The sequence below is a fragment of the Pseudomonas gingeri genome (genome assembly GCF_013386115.1).
Taxonomy (GTDB): Bacteria; Pseudomonadota; Gammaproteobacteria; order Pseudomonadales; family Pseudomonadaceae; genus Aquipseudomonas; species Aquipseudomonas gingeri.
The window spans coordinates 356147-373894 of sequence record NZ_JACAOR010000011.1 but is presented as its reverse complement, the minus strand read 5'-3'; the positions used below and the strand labels follow the sequence as shown (position 1 = coordinate 373894).

The window sequence follows — 17748 nt, the reverse complement described above, 5'->3', positions numbered from 1 at the left end:
CCCAAATCACTCATCAAGTCATGCCGGTCTGTCCGGCTTATCAGATCAATCCTAGTCCCATACCGTGTTCGACACCACCCGTGCACGCTCTGGAGCTGCCATGCAACGCATCGATCACATCTATATCAACGGTACTTTTGTCACCCCCCACGGCCAGGAACTGTTCGATCTGTACAACCCGGCCACCGGCCAGGTCATCGGCCAGGTCCGCCTGGGCGACGAGCAGGACGCCGATGCCGCCATTGCCGCCGCCAAGGCGGCCTTCCCGGCCTTTTCGCGCACCGCCAAGGCCGAGCGCCTGGCGATGCTGCAACGCATGCACGCCGCCATTGCCGCCCGCGAGGACCAGCTCAACGATGCCTTGATCGAGGAATATGGCGCACCGGCTTCGCGCTCGCGCTGGATGGCCCAGCACGCGGCGAATGTACTGCTGGAGGCGGCCCGGGTCCTGGAAAACTATGACTTCATCCGCCAGGCCGGGACCGCCGAAGTGAGCATGCAGCCACTGGGCGTGGCCGGCCTGATCACCCCGTGGAACAGCAATGCCGGCTTTATCTGCGGCAAGCTCGCCTCGGCCCTCGCCGCCGGTTGCACCGCGGTGATCAAGCCCAGTGAAATGAGCGCGATCCAGACCCGCATCGTCACCGAGGCCCTGCACGAGGCCGACCTGCCGCCCGGTGTGTTCAATATCGTCACCGGCCGCGGCGAAACGGTGGGCGCCCGGATCAGCAGCCACCCGGACGTGGCGAAGATTTCCTTCACCGGCTCGACCCTGGTCGGCAAGACCATCCTGCGCGCCGCCGCCGAGACGCTGAAACGGGTCACCCTCGAACTGGGCGGAAAATCCCCGGTGGTCATTCTCGACGACGCCGACCTCGACCAGGCCATTCCCATGGCACTGCAGGCCGGTTTCATGAACAACGGCCAGGCCTGTGTCGCCGGCACCCGGATCCTGGTGCCGGAACAGCGCCTGGCCGAGGTCGAGGCCGCCGTCCTCAAGGCCATCGGCGCCATCCGCTCCGGCGACCCGAGGGCACAGGACACCAGCATCGGACCGATGGTCAGCGAGAAACAATGGCAACGCGTCCAGCGTTACATCCGTGTGGGTATCGACAGCGGCGCCCGCCTGCTGACCGGTGGCGAAGGCCTGCCCGAAGGTCTGCAGGCCGGCTGGTTCGTACGCCCGACGGTATTCAGCGGCGTGACCAACGACATGACCATCGCCCGCGAGGAAATCTTCGGCCCGGTGTTGTCGATCATCACCTACCGTGACCAGGAAGAGGCCCTGCGTATCGCCAATGACACGCCCTACGGCCTGCAGGCCTATGTGATGTCCCGCGATATCGAACGGGCCCGCCGCGTCGCCGCGCACATCGAGGCCGGGCGTGTGCTGATCAATACCCTGGCCCATGAGCCGCAGGCACCGTTCGGTGGTTTCAAGCAATCGGGGATCGGTCGCGAGTACGGCACCTACGGACTCGAAGCCTTTCTCGAACCGAAATCGTTGCTGGGTCTGGGGTCGACGGCTGGCCTCTGAAAAGCGGCGTCTCGGCGACACACCGGGTAGCAGGAGGGTGTCTCCTGTGGGAGCGGGCTTGCCCGCGAAGCTTCTGGCGACAGCTCTGGCCTCTTCGCGGGCAAGCCCGCTCCCACACAAGCTTGCTCCCACACAGGTCCACTCCCATACAAGCCCGCTTCCACAGGGGCTCGCTTCCGCACAAGCCTGTTCCCACGCTTGCCCGCCGAGGTCACTCAGGAGTAGTTTGCCGGCATCCACTGACCGATTGGCGGAGCGCCGCATGTCCCACGTAGTTCTGGTGTTGACGGAAACCGTCAACGAATACCTGCCGATCATCGAACGCCAGGGTTTCGAGCTGATCCTCGCCCCGACGACCGCGCTGCGAGCCGAAGCCATCGCCGCCCACGGCAAGCGTATCAATGCAGTCCTGACCCGTGGCCCGCTGGGCCTGTTCGCCGAGGAAATCGCCGCCCTGCCCCTGCTGGAAATCATCTGCGTGATCGGCGCCGGCTACGAAAAGGTCGACCTGCATGCCGCCGCACGACGCGGCATCGTCGTGACCAACGGTGCCGGTGCCAACGCCTCGTCGGTAGCCGATCATGCCATGGCCCTGCTGCTGTCGCTGGTGCGCGATATTCCCCGGGCCGATGCGTCGGTACGCCGTGGCGAATGGCGCAAGCTGATGCGCCCGTCACTGGGCGGCAAGCGCCTGGGCATCCTCGGCATGGGCGCGGTCGGCATGGCGATTGCCCAGCGTGCGGCCCTCGGTTTTGGCATGTCCGTGAGCTACCACAATCGCCGCCGGCGCGAGGACATCGGCTATGACTATTGCGCAACCCCGGTCGAACTGGCCCAGGCCTCGGACTTCCTGATCGTCGCCACACCGGGCGGTGCCGGCACCAACGGCCTGATCGGCCGGCAAGCCCTTGAAGCCCTCGGTCCGGACGGTTTTATCGTCAATATCGCCCGGGCCAGCGTAGTGCTGACCGACGACCTCGTGGCCGCGCTGGAACAGGGCCGGATTGCCGGAGCCGCGCTGGACGTCTTCGATGACGAGCCGAATGTGCCGCAAGTGCTCAAGGACTTGCCCAACGTGGTACTCACCCCCCATGTCGCCGGCCTTTCGCCGGAGGCCTCGGAAGCCACGGTCAGCCTGGTGGCGGAGAATCTGCTGGCGTATTTTTCCGGCAAGCCGGTACTCACGCCCGTTGCCCTTCCCGGCTGATCGGCAATCCGCCTTGCGCTATGATCCCCCCTTCACCCACCCGCCGATGGACATCGCCTGCATGGAACGCCCCACCCGCCTGCTGCCCCTTGCCTGCCTGCTGCTGGGCCTCTCGCCCCTGGCCGGGGCGGCCGAAGCCCCGGTCGATTGCGACGCCCTGAATGAAAAGGCCAATGCCGAAGCCGGCAGCTATCGCCCGCCCGTCGAAGGCAAAGTGATCGGCAAGGGCCGGGCGTACTTTCACAGTGCCCCCAGCAGCGCCTGTATCAGCAAAAAGGTGTTTGTCGTTCCCGGCGACATTCTGACGGTGTACGCCAGCACCGAAGACGGCTGGGCCCAGGTCATGTACATCGCCAACGGCGGCGAGGACTTCAGCGGCTGGGTCGAGGAAAACCGCGTCGAACTGGGCCAGCACTACGGCGGCGACCCTGAGCCTGCCGACACGCCGGAGCAGTGAACGGCAACCCGCCTGAACTCCGCCGGGGAATGTTAGTCAGCTTTGTGAGTGCCTTCGAACGCACGCACTGACAGCGGCATCCCCTCTATTCGGAGTTTCGCGTCCATGGTCGATCTTTCCAACGAACCTCTTTCCAAAGAGCTCCAGAGCGCGATCGAGGCCCACGGCGTCATCGGCGACATGAGCAGCGCCGCACTGATCAACGACCGTGGCAGCGTCGATTTCTTCTGCTGGCCGGCATTCGACAGCCCGTCGATCTTCTGCGCCCTGCTCGACACCCCGGAAGCGGGGATTTTCCAGCTGGCTCCGGACCTGCCCGACGCTCGCCGCGAACAGATCTACCTGCCGGATACCAATGTCCTGCAGACCCGCTGGCTGAGCGCGGGGGCCGTGGTGGAAATCACCGACCTGCTCCCGGTCAGCGACAACGAAGACGACCTGCCCATGCTGATCCGCCGGGTACGAGTGGTCAGCGGCCGCGCCACGTTCCACCTGCGTTGCGCCGTGCGCCATGACTACGCACGCGCCGCGACCCGCGCCCGCCTCGAGGAGCAGGATGTGCGCTTCGACGCACCCGGCCAGCCAAGCCTGCGCCTGTGTGCCGATCAACCGCTGCAACTGCAGCGCGATGCCGCCGTCGCCACCTTCGCGCTGGAACAGGGCCAGTGCGCCGAGTTCCTCCTGGGCGCCGCCGACGATCCGCGGCTCAAGGTCGGCAGCAGCGACCTCGCCCTGCAACGCACCCTGACCTTCTGGCGACACTGGATCGGCCGCTCCAACTATCGCGGCCGCTGGCGCGAAGCGGTCAATCGCTCGGCCCTGACCCTCAAGCTGCTGACCTCGCGCAAGCATGGCGCGATCCTCGCCGCGGCCACCTTCGGCCTGCCGGAAAGCCCCGGCGGCCAACGCAACTGGGACTATCGCTACACCTGGATCCGGGACGCCTCGTTCACCATCTACGCCTTCATGCGCCTGGGCTATGTCGAGGAAGCCAACGGTTTCATGCGCTGGCTGCGCGGGCGCGTCGGCGATTGCAGCGACCAGCCCTTGAAGCTGAATATCCTCTATGCCATCGACGGCACCCAGGAACTCCCCGAGACCGAACTGCAACACCTGTCCGGCCACGGCAATGCCCGCCCCGTGCGCATCGGCAACCAGGCCTACGACCAGATCCAGCTGGACATCTTCGGCGAGTTGCTGGACGCGGTGTACCTGACCAACAAATACGGCGAAGCGATCTCCCATCAGGGCTGGCTGCATGTCGGCCAGATCGTCGACCAGGTCTGCGAAACCTGGGACCAGGCCGATGTCGGGATCTGGGAGATGCGCGGCGAGAAACACCATTTCCTGCACTCGCGGCTGATGTGCTGGGTTGCCCTCGACCGCGCCATCCGCCTGGCCTCCAAGCGCTCGCTGCCGGCGCCGTTCGCCCGTTGGGACCAGACCCGCCAGGCGATCCACAGCGATATCTGGAACAACTTCTGGAACGCGGAACGCGGGCATTTCGTCCAGCATATCGGCGGCACCGGCCTCGACGGCTCGATGCTGCTGATGCCGCTGGTGCGTTTTGTCGGAGCAACCGACCCGCGCTGGCTGGCCACTCTGGAGGCGATCGAGAAAAGCCTGGTGCGCGACGGCATGGTCTACCGCTATCGCAACGACGACCATCCCATCGACGGCCTGCCGGGCACCGAAGGCGCCTTTGCCGCCTGCTCGTTCTGGTACGTCGAATGCCTGGCCCGCGCCGGCCGCGTGGAACAGGCACACCTGGAATTCGAACAGCTGCTGCGCTATGCCAATCCATTGGGGTTGTATGCCGAAGAGTTCGATCCCCAGGCCCGGCACCTGGGCAACACCCCGCAGGCCCTGACCCACCTGGCGCTGATCAGCGCCGCGTGTTTCCTCGACCGCAAGCTGAGCGGCGATGTCACGCCATGGCAGCCCTGAAAAACACCGCGCCGATACCTATCCGGGGTTTTGTATAAAGTTTGTAACACTTCTGAATATATTCTCTGTCCTGCCGATACACTTGTTCAGACTCGTTTATCACGCCTATTTTCGACAGGACATTCCCAATGGTTTTCTCGCAAAGACCCCGGCACGAAGCTGAAACCCACGGCCACGCAGTCGTTGGGGGTCGGGTATGAGCCTGGGTTCGATCTCTGCCTGGGCCACGGCCGTGCGTTCGCGGGTGGTGCAACAGGATGTCGCGGCGGCCAAGAAGAACAACACCGAGAAGGCCAACGCCGACAAGGTCCTCAAGGACATCAAGCCCGATCCCAAGGCCCTCGACACGGACAAGATGGCCAAGGACCACCTGCAGTCGAAGTTCCAGGGATTCGATCCGAAATCGGTCACCCCGGAACAGTTGGCCAAGTACAGCGATATCCTCAAGGAACAGGGCCTGATCAGTTCCACCACGGCCAACCTGCTGTCCACCGCCGGCTCGCAGAAAAAACCGAATGAGAAGTTCAACGCGCTGGACTATTTCGCCAACCAGATCAGCGGCCTGCAGAACAGCCCGACCAAGAACGAGCAGTTCGCCAACTACATGATTCCCGAGTACAAGCGGGCGATCAACGTATTGCAGAACCTGCAACAGTTCGCCAATTCCGGCGCGAGCATGTCCATCGACACCAAGGCCTGATCCCCCGGCAGCGGGCAGGTGTGGGAGCGGGCTTGCCCGCGAAGCTCCTGGCGCCCTCGAGGGCGCCTTCATCGCAATGCCGCCCCGACAAGCCCACACCCGTCACACACGACGCGAAAATAATCTTCTTTCCGCCCTTCCATGCCCTTGTGCAGTTGCAGCTCAAACATTTATTTGATTATGCGAATACTTATCATATAGATTCGCAAATACATGTTTCGCCGCCAACCGGGAGTCCCCGCGCAATGCCAAGGTCAACCAACAGGGCTTGGGCCGGAGCCTGCAAGCGTCTAAGCTGGGATGCCCATCTCTTCAGCCTTGGATCGCCGTGTGAAATTCAGCCTGCCGAAAGTTGCCACCGCCCCCTTCTGTCCCTCTGAGGTGAACGGCTCGATAGCAGTCGACAGCGGGGCGCCGTTCTTCAAGCGTGCCTTGCGCTTCGCCGGGCCCGGCCTGCTGGTGTCCATCGGCTACATGGACCCGGGCAACTGGGCCACGGCAATCGAGGCCGGCTCGCGCTATGGCTACAACCTGCTGTTCGTGGTGCTGCTGGCCAGCCTCGCGGGCATGGCCGTGCAATGCCTGTGCTCGCGCCTGGGGATCGCCACCGGTCGCGACCTGGCGCAGCTCTGCCGCGAGCGCTACAGCCCTCGTTCGGCGCGCACCCAGTGGCTGCTGGCGGAGGTCTCGATCATCGCCACGGACCTGGCCGAGGTGCTCGGTTGCGCCCTCGCCTTCCACCTGCTGCTGGGCTGCTCGCTGACCTTCGGGATTGTCTTGACCGCCTTCGATACCCTGCTGATCCTGGCTTTGCAGAACCGCGGGTTCCGTCGCCTGGAAGCGATCATGCTGGTGCTGGTGGCAACCATCGGCGTGTGTTTCTTCATCGAGCTGGTGCTGATCAAGCCCTACTGGCCGGACGTGTTCAACGGCTTCAAGCCATCGATGTCGGCGCTGAGCGAAGCCGCACCGCTGTACCTGGCGATCGGCATCCTCGGGGCGACGGTGATGCCCCACAACCTCTACCTGCATACCTCGATCGTCCAGACCCGGCTGGTCGCCAGGGACCGCGCCAGCCGCCAGGACGCGGTACGCCTGGCGCGGGTCGATACCATCGGTTCGCTGGCCCTGGCGCTGCTGGTCAACGCGGCGATCCTGATCCTCGCGGCGGCGGCCTTTCACCAGTCCGGGCACACCGACGTGGTGGAGATCCAGGACGCCTACCACCTGCTCGATCCACTGGTGGGCGGAGCCTTCGCCAGCACCCTGTTCGGCATCGCGCTACTGGCTTCGGGACAGAGTTCGACCTTCACCGGAACCATCGCCGGACAGGTCATCATGGAAGGTTATCTGAACCTGAAGATCCCCTGCTGGCAGCGCCGCCTGATCACCCGTGGACTGGCCCTGATCCCGGCCTTTATCGGCGTCTGGCTGATGGGCGAAGGGGCCGTGGGCAAGCTGCTGGTCCTGAGCCAGGTGGTGCTCAGCCTGCAGCTGCCGTTCGCCCTGTACCCGCTGATCCGCATGACCAGCGATGAACGCCTGATGGGCGAGTTCGTCAACCGCTGGTACACCAAGGGCCTCGCCTGGGGGCTGTTCGTGGTGATCAGCGGGGCGAATCTCTGGCTGATCGCGCAGGTGTTCAGCGAGTGATCCAGCAGCGCCCCGAGCCGGCTCGGGGTGCTGCTTCATCAATGGCTCACGGACAGGCATGGTCACCGAGCAATGTCCAGGCAGCCCCCGGCGGTGCGGTGTTTATCCAGTACTTGGCCGAATACAACTTGCCCTGGTGAATCACCTGGTTGCCGGCGACATAGGGCCGCCCGGCCTGCCAGGGCACCGGCAGCGGGCTGACCAGGCTGAAGGCGTCGGTCTTGTCCGGCGAGACACCACGGTTCGACCAGCCGGCGCGCCAGACCACCCCGTTGTACTGCACGGTATCGCCGCCGACATAAGTCTTGAGCGTATCCCATTGCGGGTATTGCCCGGCGTTCGGGTCAGTCGGCATGCAGCCATCCCCGCCGCCGGATCCGGCGACCACCCGGACAACCTGGGTTTTCCTGCTCTCGCGCCCCTGCGCGTCGCGCACGGTGAGTTGCACGGTACGGTTGCCCGCGGTGGCCGGAGCGGTCGCGCTCACGCGCTGGAGGCTGGAGCTGGCGGGGGTGAAGCCGGGTAGGCTCCAGGCATAAGCCAGCTGGTTGCCCGTGGAGGACGCCGCCGAAAACTCCAGGGACTTGCCGGTTTCGACCTGTCCGTCGGCCGTGATCACGGCCATGGGCTCGGGGCTGGACGGCTCGGCGCTGACCGTCACGGCCTGGCTGTCGCTCAGGTCGTCGCTATTGGTTACCGTCAGGCGGAAGATGAAATGGCCGCTGCGATTCACCGGAGGAATATTCGCCCGCGCCTCCCTGGATGAACTGCCGGTGATGCTCACGTCCGGAGTCCCGTCCGTCTGCTCCCAGCGATAGCGCAACGCCCCGCCCGCCGGGTCGGAAGACTGCGAACCGTCGAGCCGGACCACCGTTGGCCCGGTAACGGCGGAAGGCTCCGCCCGGGCAACCGCATAGGGCGGATTGGCCTCCACCGGGTCAGGGTAGAAATTCGCCACCACCGGCGCGCGCAATACCCAGACCCTGGCGTTATCGCTGACGTTCACAACCCCCAGGGGCGCCTCCTTGTAGGTGCGATAGGGGTTCGACCAGTAATTGATCACGCTGCAACGGGAACAGTAAGGCGCCATGATCGTGGACCAACGAATGTCGCCCGAGGTTTTCTGATGGCCGGAACCGTAGGGAAACACATTGCCCTGGGCTTCTTCCGGCGTATGGTCGGCACCGATATTGTGGCCGATTTCGTGCTGCACCGTGGTGCCGTCGGAGAAACACGTCCAGTCGATCGCCCCATAGGCCGTTGCCTTGGTCGAGTTCAGATTGGCCAAGCCACAGTAGGAACGGATATCGGCCACCAGCACCACCAGGTCGGCGCGCTGCTCATCGCGCAGTGCCCAGGTCGGCGCACCGAGATCGCGGTCGGTGCGGCTCTCGATCTTGTCCAGCAACCGATCGCCATCCGCCTGGGCCTGCTGGGCATAGTTCGCGATATAGGTGCCGGCACTCTCGAACCGTGCGGGAATATCACTGTTGACGAAGGACTGGTTCGACTCCTCAATCACCAGGGCGGACTGGGCCTGAAAGCCCGCACTGCCGCCGAGCTTTTCCACCGCCAGTGGCGTGGCGACGATCATCACCCGGATCGTGCTGATGCCGTCACGCGGGGGCGACCCGCTTGCCGATTCCAGCGTTGCCGCGGACGAATCCTTGCGAATGACATGCCGATCCTGATCGTGTTCCTCGTCGAAGTGGCGCTTCTTGCTCTGGTCGACCTTTACCAGGACCTGCCCGCCCTGATTGAGCGGCAGGATCCGGTAGACCTCGCCGCCCACCCGGACGATCCCGGTGATCTGGTCGGCGTTGCGCACCAGCACCACCGAATTCAGTTGATCGATCAGCCTCTCATCCCCGGCACTAGCCTGGCTGGCCGCTCCCGGCACGGCGATCTCGCCGCGCCAGACAGCCCCGGTGGCAGTGGTGCGATAGAACAGCTTGTGCGCACTGACAATCCGACCATCCCCCAGCGGTATCTGCAGCACATCGAGTTGATCGGACAGCAGATCCGCATGCGCCTGCACCCGATGCACCGAAGTAAACGCCTGCACGTCCAAGATCGACACCAACGCCGGGTCAGTGGTTTGCCGCATCTGCTGGGGCGATTGCGCGGGTTCGATCGTAAAGAGGCTGTCTGCCGCCCATGAGGCCGGGGCAACGGTCAGCATGAAGAGAATCCACGCGAACAAGCCGTCGCGTTTCCATGAGCCGGATCGCACACCCGACAAGTGACAAGTCATGACACCCTCCCATTCGAACGGACAAAGCGCTGCCTTGGCAGTTCGCACATTGGTGTTTTCGTGGGGGTGCTGGTGACGATCGACTACGCGCTACAACTGATGGGTACGTGGGCACGCACCCTACGACTCAAACGCCTGCTCGCCGGCATTCGAAAGCCGTTTCAACACGACGGGGAACTGACTTGATCACTGCGCCTACTGCCTTTCCCAGGTGAAACAGACATCCGGCCCCGACCAGTACCCTGGACAGTAAGGCCTGTTGCACTGCTCTGGCTGCAATACTCACGACAGTCTAGACGTAAAATCGCCAGGCCAGCGACCTTGCCCGAGAATTGTCACAACACGCCCAGCAAGGTCCACACCCGCCGCGCCTCGGCATCGGAGGAGATCAGCTCCGACAGCAGCTCGTTCAACGGTTTGTTGCCCCACTCCACGGCCTTCTTCACCACATAGGGCACCGGGCTGTGGGGCTCGGTCTTCGCCAGGTAGTCGGCGATCAGCAGCAGTTGCCGGTAAGCCTCCTCGCGATTGCGCGGCGCGGCCGGGCGGCTTGCCTGCTCCGTGGCCTCGGCAGCGGGTGCCGGCGCAACCGCCCGGTCCTCCTCGACAGTGTTCTCGATCGGCGCCACGGGCGGCTCCGGCTGCTGCGGGTGCATGGCGATGAACTCCCGGGTCAGTGTGCTCAAGGCCTGCATGATCTCACGCAAGGGCCTGCAGGTCGGGGCCAGTTCCCCCAGGTAACGGTCGGTCCACTGCTCCAGCGCCTCCAACTGGCGCAACGACGCCAGCAACAGGTTCTGGCTGTGCAGCCACCAGGACAGCGGCGTGGCGCGGATCAGTTCATTGACCTTCTGCTGTTCCAGCCGCGCCGTCTCGACGATGGCCTTGGCGTTCTTGTTGTCGCCGGTGAGCACTTGCCGGCCCTGCAACTGCTGCCAGCCATACAGGCTCAATCCGGCCAATCCGTTGCTGCCACCGGGGGCGAACAACGGCACCCGCGTATGCAGCACCTCGGCATAGCGCCGCACCAGCCAGTCCACCGGCGTCACCCGCCAGGACTGGTCGCCGTCCTCGGCCTGCGGATGCACCTGCTCGGGATAGCGCTCGCACAACCCCAGCAACAACGCCAGGCCCGCCTGCAGGCCTTCGAGCCCGTGACGATGAAGCCAGGCCTCGCCGAGCCAGGCGGCGACCATCAGGTCCTTGCTGCGCCCCACCAGGATGTCGCTGGCCAACTGTTCGACGCCGGCCCACTCGGCCCGCTTGATCTCCTTTTCCCAGACCCCTTTGGGCAGGCTGGTGTCATCCTCGCGCCGCAGCTCGCGCAGGCGATCGTAATCGGCCTCGTAGCGCAGGTTCTGCCCGCAGGGCGCGTCCACGGAAATCGCTTCGAGCAGCGGCTCCACCAACAGCGACAATCCTCCGTCTGGCTGACTCATAACGCCCCCTGATTACCGGTCACGGTGCTGGCCGTGCCAAAACTCGAAAAAGGCGACGACGGTGCCCGCACCGGCAGCGGGGCCAGCGACAACGGCAGCTTGCCGCCCTGGGTCATCAACGACAGGCGGATAAACATGGTGGTCTGGCTGTCACCATTGACAGAACCGCGCACCGGCAGGCGCAGGGTCAGCGGAAAATCGGTGTAGTCCATGCTCGGCTGGCGTATCACCGACAGGTGTGAACGCATCATCCGCAACAACGACCAGGGCCCGCCATACTCCCAGCCGGCTTCCAGGTCGGCCACCGCCAGGCTCGGCTGCAACGGATCGCTGACCGGCCGCTCGGGTCCGTTGCGGGCCCAGCGCAGGGTCAGGCGGATCGGTTGCCCGACCATCCAGCGCAAGCGCTGCTGGGCGTCTCCCGGGTAGTTGATCTGCTGGCTGCCGGCATTCAGGCCCCAGGCGATCACCTGGTCGGCACCCCGTTCTTCCTCGCGGTCGGTACGCCAGCGCACGTCCATGTCGAAGCCGATCATCCCGCTCGGGTCACGCTGGAACAAGGGCCCGAGCCAGACCCGCGCCTGTTTCAGGCGTTCGAGGAAATCCGCCGCCGCCAACCGCTCGGGTGACTGGCTCAACACCAGTCCGGCCTGGGCCTTGGGCAGGCGTGTATCGATCAGCTCCAGCAGGTGCTGGACCCGCGCCGGCTCGGCGTCAGTCGCCTGGATACCGTGGGAAAACGGAAAACGCTCGGACAGGTACTGGTTGAAGTAGCCCGCCAGCTCGTTCCAGGCACTGACCGCCTGTGCCTGCTGCAACGCCTGGCAACGGCGCATCGCGCCCTGCTGCAAGGCCACTGCCCGCAACGCCAATTCACCCTGGCCGGCCGGCAGGTTGGCCGACGAGAGGATCTGTCCACAACTGCTGGCATCCATGTCGATAAAGTCGCGACTGACCAGTTGCTCGATCAACGCCGGCGAGCTGGCCGGGTTCTGTTCCTTGTACTTGAGCAACTCATCGTGCAGGGAGTTCAGGCGCGTGAACCGCTCATAATCCCCCGCCCCCAGGTTCTGCTGCTGGGCCCGGAGCCACTCCAGCGCCGGTGCCCGCGCCTCGGCAATGCTCTGCATGCTGCTGAACTGCTGCTTGAGATCGAGCTTCAGGTCCGGTACGTCGTTGGCCCGGAACAACTGCAGGCCGAGGTTCTTCGACCCGTCCCAACTGTCGATATCGACCCGTTCATGGAACACCGCCTGCGCATTGATCTGCTCCAGGCCGCTGCCGACCTCGGCCAGTGCCCGGCGATTGAGGGAGTTCTGCAGGTTGCTCGCCAGGTCCGCCCGCTTGAGTTCGATGAACGCGCTTTGCACCGCCAGGGCCTGATCGGTCTTGATATTGAACGACGCCGTCCCCGGAACCTGGCCACGACTGCTTTCCAGGCTCAGCCACATGGCCTTGGCCGCGGCATTCTCGGCGGCACGCAGCATCGGCCCGCGATAGGCCGGCGGGATACGCGGCATTTCCTCGCTGGCGTAATTCTTGTAGCTGGCAAAATACGTCAGGGCATTGTTCAGGCCGTCGCTGTCGAGGCTCTGATAACTGCCCCCGGTGCTGTCGTCGGCGCGCATGGCCATGGCGACGAAGTCGCGACGAAACAGCGCCGCGATGGCGTTGTTCAACTGCAGGACATGCTCCTGCAACACCAGTTGTCCGCTGCCCTGCTGGATCAGCAGGTTGCCCCGGGAACCGGCCTTGGCGATCCACTGGTCGCGGAAACTCTGCTGCAGCCTGGACGCCTGGTCCTCCAGGCTCTGCTCCAGTGGTGCGCCGAGCAGCGCGCTCTGGCGCACCTTGTCCATCAGCGCACTGTAGCCGGGGACCAGATCCTGGCCCTTGCCCCGGCTCCATGCCGAGTTGGTCAGGCTGACGACCGCCTGCAGGTCGTCGATCATCGCCTTGAGGTCTTCCAGCTCCGTCAGGGAATTCACGGCACCGGACTCCAGCTGGTCCAGGTGCAGCTTGAGGTAGCCGGCCTGGCGGACGAAGTTCTCGGCCAGGTAATACTGGTCCAGCCAGCGTCCCATCAGTTCCTTGAAGTTGCCGCCGATGGTCAGGCGTTCGGTGGGCAAGTCCAGGTGGATCAGGTTCGACAGCTCCATCTTCGCCAGGTGCTGGTTGTAGAACGCCGCCCGGTGCAGCGTCGCGGCGTTGAGGTTGAGGCCCAGGGCCAGGTTGCCCAGGGACGCCAGGTCATCCAGCGGCGTCTTGCGGTTGTTCCCGGCCTTGGTGAACAACAGGTATTGCTGTTCCAGCGCCGTGGCCCGCTCCACCAGGTCCCTGGACTTGACGTAGGTCTGCCATTGCGCCGGATCCTCGCTTTCCAGATTGGGACGCCGGTCGGTGTTCTGGATCGCCCTGAGTTGCGTCAGGTTCATCTGCAACAGATCACGCAGCGGCAGCACCATATGCTTCATGGCCACTTCCCGCAGTATCTGGTCACGCTCCTGGTCGAGATAGGAAAACCACGAGGTCGGCAATACCAGCGAGGTGAAGTGCCAGCGCGGCGACTGCTCCATCAGTTGCCAGAACGCCTGCACATTGCGCCGGGTCGGCCCCAGCCGGTGATTATCATCAACGACCGTGACATAGCCCTTCTGTGCCCCCTCCAGCAGGCGCGCCAGTTCCCGGGCATCCTTGAGCGAGTCCTGCCAGACCCACACCATCGCCACCGCCCAGACCAGCCCGACAAGCGCCGCCGTCACACCGACCACCCGCTGCCAGCGCTGCCGCAACCGCAACAGCCGTGGCACCACCTGGGCCAACCCCTGCTCGGCGACGATCCGCCGTTGCCAGAGCTGCCGCGAGAAGGTGCTTTGCAGCAGCGGGATATCGCTGGCGGAAAACACCGGAGCCGAGCCCGGCGCCTCACTGGCGGTGAAATATATCCCGCGAAAGCGCGGTGCCTCGTTCTGTGCATTGCCCTGGAAAACCGGATCGAGCAGGGTCTGCAGGTTGCGGCGCAGGGCCTCGAAACGCTCCGGCAGGCCGTACAGGTCTTCGCCCAGGTGCCCGGACAACGCGCCGACTTCGGTGATCGCCTCCACCAGCACTCGTGTCACCTGGTCCAGCGCCTGGTCGCTCCACTCCGATTGCCAGAGGGTTTCCGGGGCGAACGGCGAGGTCCAACCGAGGGTCCGTTCGCGGGACTCCTTGGGCAACGCGGCGATCAGTTCCTGGAAGCCGGGAATCTGCTCCATCTCGGTGACCACCACATACACCGGCAGGCTCAGGCCCAGGCGCTGCAACAGGTCGATGAAACGCCGGCGGGCAGCGATGCCCAGGGCCGCCGCCTGTTCGTCATCCCACAGGCGACTGGCCGAGACGGTCCAGATCACCCCGTCCAGCGGTCGCCGGGCACGCAGGCGCAGGATCAGGCCGAGCAGGCGCCACCAGCTGCCACGCTTGAGCTTGAGTCCTTCATCCGGCAGGAACAACGACTCCGGCACCACCAGCACCGCGCCGTCGGGATCGGACCACCAGCGCCCGAACCAGGCCGGCTTGTCCGTGGGCAGCAGGTGCCAGCTGGAACACAGCTGCGCACCCTGGGCATCGTTGCCGAGCATCAACAGCCAGGGCGACTGGTAGCGGTCCTGTACTCCCTGTTCCTGCTCCATGTGCCGCACGGCACCGTAGAAACTGCGAATCGCCGCGCCGCTCTGGGTGCGCAACCACCAGATCGCCACGGCCAGCAAGGCCAGTACCAGCAGCACGCCGACCACCCACGCGACAATCGCCAGCGGGCTCATGGATTCTGCTCCACCGAAGCATCAGGGCCGTCCTGCTGGATCGCCGATTGCACCTGCGCGTTGATGTCGTACCAGAAGTAGTGGCTGAGACCGATCAGCAGCAGCGTCCCCGCGAGAATCACCAGGCCCAGGCGCAGGCCGTCCGGCAGCGACTGGCGAATCGGCAGACGCCGCGCCGGCACGTTGCTCGGTCGTTCGAGGCAATCGCTGACATCGACATAATCCGCCTCGCGCTGCCAGGCGAAGGCAAACAGCGCATGGCGCCATTTCTCATGCAGGGCCAGCCCGCTTTCCCCGCGCAGGCGCCCATGGAAGCCGAGGATCAGGCATTGCAGGTAGACATTGGCAAGGTCACGACTGGCGGGAATCTCGTCGGCCAGGAGTTTCTCGATGGCCAGGGGGATCTGCTCGCCGGCATGACGCGAGGCATACAGCAGCGACTCCAGGGGGTCGCTCTGCCAGGTCGGCTGTCCCGGCCAGGTAGCGTACAACAGGGTTTCATCAACCAGCGCGACAAAGGCATACACCGTGGCCTTGACCTGATGCTCGGCCGAGTCACCGACGCTGGCAAACGCGCTGCGCCAGAGCTTGCGACTGATCTTCGTGGAAAACTCCGCCACCGTGCCGACCTGCCGTGGCACGTCCTCGTCGTCCTTGTTCAAGCCGTTCCAGGCCTCCAGCCACTCCAACCAGGCCTGGCGAAAGGCGCTGCTCAAGGGTGACTGCTGCAACCCCGTTCCGACGCTCCCATCTGGCATTGCCTTCCCCTTCCTTGACTACGGTGCTTCGCTGGCCTGCTCGACGAACAGGACGATCTGCCATGGGTTGACCGCCAGCTTCGAGGCCGGGGCGATGATGTGCAGCGGTTGCTCGGGGTCGAACCACTCGCCGCGGGCCTCGACGACAAACAGCCGGGTGTCGCTGCCGACGCTGTAGGCCACCTGCTCCTGGCGACTCATGACCTGGTGCCGCAGCCCGGGCATGCGTTGCCGGGCCAGCACGGTCAGGTTGCTGTCGGAGGCGATGATGGTGCGCTCCAGCCATTCGATCGCCGCGCTTTCGCCGGCCCCGGCGGGCATCCGCAGGCCGATCACCAGGCGCTGCTCGGGCTGGCGCTCGGGCAATTGCAGGGAGAACAGCTCGCCGGACTGCTCGAACGGCAGGCAGCGATAACCGACACGGATCAGTTCCAGGCCGAGCTCGAGCCAGTTCAGCACTTCTTCGTAGCCGCGCTGCAGTTCCAGATAATCCAGCGGCATGAACGCCGGCACACCGGCCAGCGGGTCGAGGACCGACCAGCCCCCGGCCATTCCCAGCAGCAGCCCATGCAGGTCCCGGGGACTGGCGACGCGACTGTTCAACAGGCCTTCGACCTCCGGCAGGCGGGCCCAGAGCGCGCCGAGCTGGCGGCGGATTTCAGCGGCATCTTCCTGGCTGCCCGCCTGTTGCGCCTGGCGCAGGCGACCGGCGAGAAACAGGCATTTTTCCCGGCTCCGCGCGCACAGAGCCGCGACTCGCCGTCCCAATGGCGACTCCGGCAGCAACCGCGCAGTCGGCGGCACATAGGGCACCTGGACAAAGCCGCCGCCCTCCTTGCGGATACGCAGCAGAGGCAGGCACACCGAATCGGCCTTGTTGGTGTCGGTGCACAGGTGCGGATTGGGTCGCCAGACCGTGACCGGCTGCGGATTCTGGCCGCTGGTGAGGTCCTGCAGCGACTCGCTGGTCAACGATTGCAGGCGGCCCTTGAGCTCGCGCAACTGCCCCGCCCGCCAGAGCGGAGTGACCGCCAGGTACACCGTGACCATCGAGTGAATCGAGTTATCGATGGCATCGCCGACGTCCAGCTCGAGGCGCGCGCCATCGGCGGCGTCGAGGGTCACCGGCAAGCCGTCGGGAAAGGTGGCCTCCAGGGACAGGATCCGCACCTGCCCGGCGCACAGCGCGGAAGGATCGATCTCCAGTTGCTCGACCCCCCAGAACCACGGGTTGCCCGCCTTGGCCAGGTGCGCGGCCAGGACTTCGGCCCGCAGGCCCTGCAACTGGAAGTGCTGGGGCAGCAACTGCATCCCCTCGTACCAGCAGACCGCATCAGGTAACAGACTCATACGTCTCCCTTCGACATCCGATAGTGCTCCTGAGCGGCGCGGATCAGCGATCGGCCGGATTCAACAGACTCATTTCCCGGCTGTTGAACTTCAGCCAGGCCTCCCGCTGGTCGTCTAGCCTGAGCCGGTGCGCACCGGGAGTGTTATAGCTGGCGAACACCAAAAGTCCAGCCGCCTTCTCGCCCTTCAACGGGAAGTCCTGCTCGGCGACAAACTGCCCGGGAACCAGCTCCAGTCCCCACACGCTCAACTGCTGGCGATAATCACGCTGGAACTGCTCACGCTCGCCGAACCACTGCTTGGCGCTCATCCCTGCCAGTTGCTTGAGCAGGTCGGGGTCCTTCACCGCAACGAAGTCCACGGCAATCGGCGTGTTGTCGTTGGCCAGGGGCGCCACGTCCAGCGTGAGGCTCGCCACACCGACCTTGGGTCCGAAAAACGAGCAGCCGGAAAGTATCAGCGCGGCTACAAATATAAGAATTTTCTGACACAAAGTTGAATTTTCCCTTTCTTGTGTAGGTCATATGGCGTTTTGCCTTGCTTTTTTATAGACCTGTTCTAGCTTCTTGGGTAGTTCGTCATCGCGACGAATCGGAGGGACCGTCGAAGGATTGGCAGGATCGCATTCTCCACCCCCTGT

12 protein-coding genes are annotated in these 17748 nt (G+C 64.7%); 6 read left to right on the top strand and 6 right to left on the bottom strand.

Translation table 11 applies throughout. From position 1 onward, the window contains the following. Positions 1-100 precede the first annotated feature (100 nt). From HX881_RS22785 to HX881_RS22760, 6 genes are all read left to right on the top strand, one after another. Entirely contained in the window at positions 101-1537 is a 1437-nt protein-coding gene (locus HX881_RS22785) for an aldehyde dehydrogenase family protein (RefSeq protein WP_017129404.1), read from the top strand. Positions 1538-1799: 262 nt separating this feature from the next. Further along, entirely contained in the window at positions 1800-2744 is a 945-nt protein-coding gene (locus tag HX881_RS22780) for a 2-hydroxyacid dehydrogenase (protein WP_017129405.1), read from the top strand. A 61-nt stretch (positions 2745-2805) separates the two neighbouring features. Beyond that, positions 2806-3201 carry an SH3 domain-containing protein gene (locus tag HX881_RS22775; protein ID WP_177086725.1) on the top strand — a complete coding sequence of 132 codons (396 nt, stop codon included), beginning with the start codon at positions 2806-2808 and terminating at the stop codon, positions 3199-3201. Positions 3202-3306: 105 nt separating this feature from the next. After that, on the top strand, positions 3307-5148 hold the full coding sequence (locus HX881_RS22770) for a glycoside hydrolase family 15 protein (RefSeq protein ID WP_177086723.1): 1842 nt from the start codon (positions 3307-3309) through the stop codon (positions 5146-5148). Positions 5149-5344: 196 nt separating this feature from the next. Beyond that, complete coding sequence (locus tag HX881_RS22765) at positions 5345-5848, top strand: hypothetical protein (protein ID WP_017129415.1); 504 nt, start codon at positions 5345-5347, stop codon at positions 5846-5848. Between the two features lie 330 nt (positions 5849-6178). Beyond that, positions 6179-7501 (top strand): Nramp family divalent metal transporter, encoded by a 1323-nt coding sequence (locus tag HX881_RS22760; RefSeq protein ID WP_017129416.1) that lies wholly within the window; start codon positions 6179-6181, stop codon positions 7499-7501. A gap of 46 nt (positions 7502-7547) precedes the next feature. On the opposite strand, the gene HX881_RS22755 is transcribed toward HX881_RS22760, so the two are convergent. The 6 genes from HX881_RS22755 to HX881_RS22730 all read right to left on the bottom strand — a co-directional run bounded on the left by HX881_RS22755 (position 7548) and on the right by HX881_RS22730 (position 17583). After that, the gene (locus HX881_RS22755) at positions 7548-9683 is read right to left on the bottom strand and encodes a PKD domain-containing protein (RefSeq protein WP_246356555.1); all 2136 of its coding nucleotides are present in this window, start codon (positions 9681-9683) and stop codon (positions 7548-7550) included. A 407-nt stretch (positions 9684-10090) separates the two neighbouring features. After that, positions 10091-11194 (bottom strand): type VI secretion system protein TssA, encoded by a 1104-nt coding sequence (tssA, locus tag HX881_RS22750; protein WP_177086720.1) that lies wholly within the window; start codon positions 11192-11194, stop codon positions 10091-10093. Continuing rightward, positions 11191-15000, bottom strand: a complete 3810-nt coding sequence (locus HX881_RS22745) for a type VI secretion system protein (RefSeq protein ID WP_177086718.1) — start codon at positions 14998-15000, stop codon at positions 11191-11193. Before HX881_RS22745 ends, tssA begins: the two co-directional genes overlap by 4 nt. After that, the gene (locus HX881_RS22740; RefSeq protein WP_177086716.1) at positions 14997-15758 is read right to left on the bottom strand and encodes a DotU family type IV/VI secretion system protein; all 762 of its coding nucleotides are present in this window, start codon (positions 15756-15758) and stop codon (positions 14997-14999) included. Before HX881_RS22740 ends, HX881_RS22745 begins: the two co-directional genes overlap by 4 nt. An 18-nt stretch (positions 15759-15776) precedes the next feature. After that, positions 15777-17108, bottom strand: a complete 1332-nt coding sequence (tssK, locus tag HX881_RS22735) for a type VI secretion system baseplate subunit TssK (RefSeq protein ID WP_042937092.1) — start codon at positions 17106-17108, stop codon at positions 15777-15779. A 43-nt stretch (positions 17109-17151) separates the two neighbouring features. After that, positions 17152-17583: a type VI secretion protein gene (locus HX881_RS22730; RefSeq protein ID WP_425503536.1), complete on the bottom strand. Its 432-nt coding sequence runs from the start codon at positions 17581-17583 to the stop codon at positions 17152-17154. Positions 17584-17748: the final 165 nt, after the last annotated feature.